The sequence below is a fragment of the Streptomyces sp. WAC06614 genome (assembly GCF_003949795.1).
GTDB lineage: Bacteria > Actinomycetota > Actinomycetes > Streptomycetales > Streptomycetaceae > Streptomyces.
Genome location: NZ_RPRY01000510.1, coordinates 1 through 3,358, shown reverse-complemented (window position 1 = coordinate 3,358; position 3,358 = coordinate 1). Strand labels below are relative to the sequence as shown.

2 protein-coding genes and 1 pseudogene are annotated in these 3,358 nt (G+C 72.4%); 2 read left to right on the top strand and 1 reads right to left on the bottom strand.

Annotated features, from left to right (window positions below):
- Positions 1–70 precede the first annotated feature (70 nt).
- Positions 71–1,303 (bottom strand): annotated as a pseudogene (locus EF918_RS34010) (APC family permease); the annotation flags it as partial.
- A 204-nt stretch (positions 1,304–1,507) separates the two neighbouring features.
- Between EF918_RS34010 and EF918_RS34005 the strand changes: the two are divergent.
- Positions 1,508–2,491 (top strand): 4-hydroxy-3-methylbut-2-enyl diphosphate reductase, encoded by a 984-nt coding sequence (locus EF918_RS34005; RefSeq protein ID WP_125652739.1) that lies wholly within the window; start codon positions 1,508–1,510, stop codon positions 2,489–2,491.
- 21 nt (positions 2,492–2,512) lie between these two features.
- Positions 2,513–3,292: a polyphosphate--glucose phosphotransferase gene (ppgK, locus tag EF918_RS34000; RefSeq protein ID WP_125652738.1), complete on the top strand. Its 780-nt coding sequence runs from the start codon at positions 2,513–2,515 to the stop codon at positions 3,290–3,292.
- Positions 3,293–3,358: the final 66 nt, after the last annotated feature.

Sequence of the window (3,358 nt, the reverse complement as noted above, 5' to 3'; positions counted from 1 at the left end):
CGCTCAGTGTCTCGTGGGCTCAGGGAATGAGTATAAGAGACAAGCTGGTTCGTGATCCGCCGGCGGCACCGCCCCCGCCGCGGCGGATCACGAACCAGCCCACCACCGACGCGTGCAGCAGCGTGAACGCCACCAGTGCCCCGATGTCCACCACCGACACCAGGTGGTCCAGCCCGTCGTCCCGCCGGGCCGCCCACACCGCCGCGGCCAGCGTCACCGCCGCCGCCACCAGCAGGGCCACCCGCGGGGTCCCGCCCGAGGTCCGGGCCAGCCCCCGCGGCAGCCTCCGCTCGCGGGCCATCGCGAACAGGAGCCGCCCCGCGGCCGCCTGCCCCGCCAGCGCCGCGAACGCCGCCCCGACCGCCTTGCTCACCGCCACCAGGTCGTGCAGCCAGCGCCCCACCGCCACGTCCACGGTGTCGTAGAACGCCGCCCCCTGCCGCCCCGGCTCCGCCGCCAGCTCGGCGGCCGACAGCGGCGTGAGCAGCGCCGCCAGGTACGTCTGCGCGACGAACAGCACCCCGGTCAGCGCCAGGCAGAACAGCACCGCCCGGGCCACCCGCCGCGAGCTCCCGGTCACCTCCTCCGCGAAGGACACGATCGCGTCGAAGCCGAGGTACGACAGCACCGCCACCGACACCGCGCCGAGCACCGCCGTCACCGAGAACGGCAGCGAACCGTCCCCCGTCAGCGGCGACAACCACCCACGCTGGGCGCCGTCCCGTACGAGCACCACCCCCGCCGACACCAGGAACACCACCAGCACCACGATCTCCAGCGCCAGCACGGCCAGGCCCACCCGCGCGGCCGCCCGTACGCCCCACAGGTTCAGAAGCGTGGTCACCACCACCGCCAGCGCCGTCCACACCCACGGGGACACCTGCGGCACCAGCGCGTTCAGCGCGATCCCGGAGAAGAGGTAGGCCACGGCCGGGACGAGCAGGTAGTCCAGCATCGCCATCCACCCGGCGATCAGCCCCGCCCCCTCGCCCAGGCCCTTGCGCGCGTACGTGAAGACGGACCCGGCCTGCGGGGCCACCCGCACCATCTCGGCGTAGGAGCAGGCCGTACAGGCCATCGCGACGGTCGCGACCAGGTACACGAGCGCCACCGCACCGTGCGAGCGCGCGTCCAGCGTGCCGAAGATGCCGACCGGCGCCATCGGCGCGATGAACAGCAGCCCGTAGACCACCAGGTCCCGGAACCCCAGGCTCCGTCGCAGCGGCCCGGGCCGTCCCGGCACCCGGCCGGCATCGGGGTCCGTCCCCACGGACGGGTCCGCAGCGGGTGGCGGCGGCGTCATCGGTCCTCCTGGAGGCAGGCGCGGGGCAGGCGTGCGGGGCAGGCGCGCAGCGGGCGTAGGGGCGGGCGTAGGGCGGGCGTACGGCGGACGCGCGACGGGCCCGCGGCCCCGTCCGGCACCGGCCCGGCGCACGCAAGGTGTCGATCAAGTGTGCGCCGACCGGGCGACGAACGGCCTGCTGGGGACCCCCGTACGATGGAGGGCATGACCGCTCCCGCTTCCCGCCGTGTCCTGCTCGCCGCCCCCCGTGGCTACTGCGCGGGTGTCGACAGGGCCGTGATCGCCGTCGAGAAGGCTCTCGAACAGTACGGCGCCCCGGTCTACGTCCGGCACGAGATCGTCCACAACAAGTACGTCGTCCAGACCTTGCAGAAGAAGGGCGCGATCTTCGTCGAGCGGACCGAGGAGGTGCCGCCGGGCAACATCGTGATGTTCTCCGCACACGGCGTCGCCCCGACGGTCCACGAGGAGGCCCGCCGCGGCAAGCTCGCCACCATCGACGCCACCTGCCCCCTGGTCACCAAGGTGCACAAGGAAGCGATCCGGTACGCGAACGAGGACTTCGACATCCTCCTGATCGGCCACGAGGGCCACGAGGAGGTCATCGGCACCTCCGGCGAGGCCCCCGACCACATCCAGATCGTCGACGGCCCGGCCGACGTCGCCAAGGTGGAGGTACGGGACGAGTCCAAGGTCGTCTGGCTGTCCCAGACCACCCTTTCGGTGGACGAGACCATGGAGACCGTGGACGCGCTGAAGGAGAAGTTCCCGCTCCTGGTCTCCCCGCCCAGCGACGACATCTGCTACGCCACCCAGAACCGCCAGACCGCCGTCAAGAAGATGGGCGCCGAGTCCGACCTGGTCATCGTCGTCGGCTCGAAGAACTCCTCGAACTCCATCCGTCTGGTCGAGGTCGCCAAGGACGCCGGCGCCCGCGACGCACACCTGGTGGACTTCGCGAGCGAGATCGACGAGGCCTGGCTGGAGGGCGTCACCACGGTCGGCCTGACCTCGGGCGCCTCCGTGCCGGAGGTGCTGGTCGAGGAGGTCCTGGAGTGGCTGGCCGCGCGCGGCTACGCCGACGTGGAGCTGGTCAAGACGGCCGAGGAGTCCATCACCTTCTCGCTCCCCAAGGAGCTGCGCCGCGATCTGCGCACCGAGGCGGCCGAACTGGTCGCCGATCAGTAAGTACTTTCGTACCGTATGTCCATGCAGATCATGGGTGTGGACATCGGTGGATCGGGCATCAAGGGCGCTCCGGTGGATCTGGAGCGCGGCGAGCTGGCGCAGGAGCGCCACAAGGTACTGACACCGCACCCGGCCACCCCCGAGGGGGTGGCCGGGTGCGTCGCAGAGGTGGTCGGGCACTTCGGGTGGAGCGGCCCGGTCGGGGTCACGTTCCCGGGCGTGGTGTCCGGCGGTGTCACCCGTACGGCGGCCAACATGGACCGGTCCTGGGTCGGCGCGGACGCCCGCGCCCTGCTCACGCAGCACCTGGACGGCCTCCCCGTCACCGTCCTGAACGACGCGGACGCCGCCGGCGTCGCCGAGATGACGTACGGGGCCGGCCGCGGCCGCTCGGGCACGGTCCTCGTGCTCACCCTCGGCACGGGTATCGGCAGCGCCCTGTTCACCGACGGCACGCTGGTGCGGAACACGGAGCTCGGCCACCTCGAACTCCACGGCCACGACGCCGAGACCCGGGCCTCGGTCAAGGCCAAGGAGGACGGCGACCTGAGCTGGGAACGCTGGGCCAAACGGCTGCACAAGTACCTCGCCCATGTGGAGATGCTCTTCTCCCCGGACCTGTTCATCCTGGGCGGCGGCATCAGCCGCAAGGCGGACCGCTTCCTGCCGCTGCTGGACGGGATCCGGGCCGAGATCGTGCCGGCGGCGCTGCAGAACAACGCGGGCATCGTCGGCGCGGCGATGGCGGCGCGGACGGTGGACAGCGGAAGGCCGGTGACGGAGTCGGCGGGCGGACGCTGACGGACGGCGACCGATGGGCGGGGCCGGCTCCGCCGGCGGTCGCCTCGGCCGGGGCCGGCTGGGGCG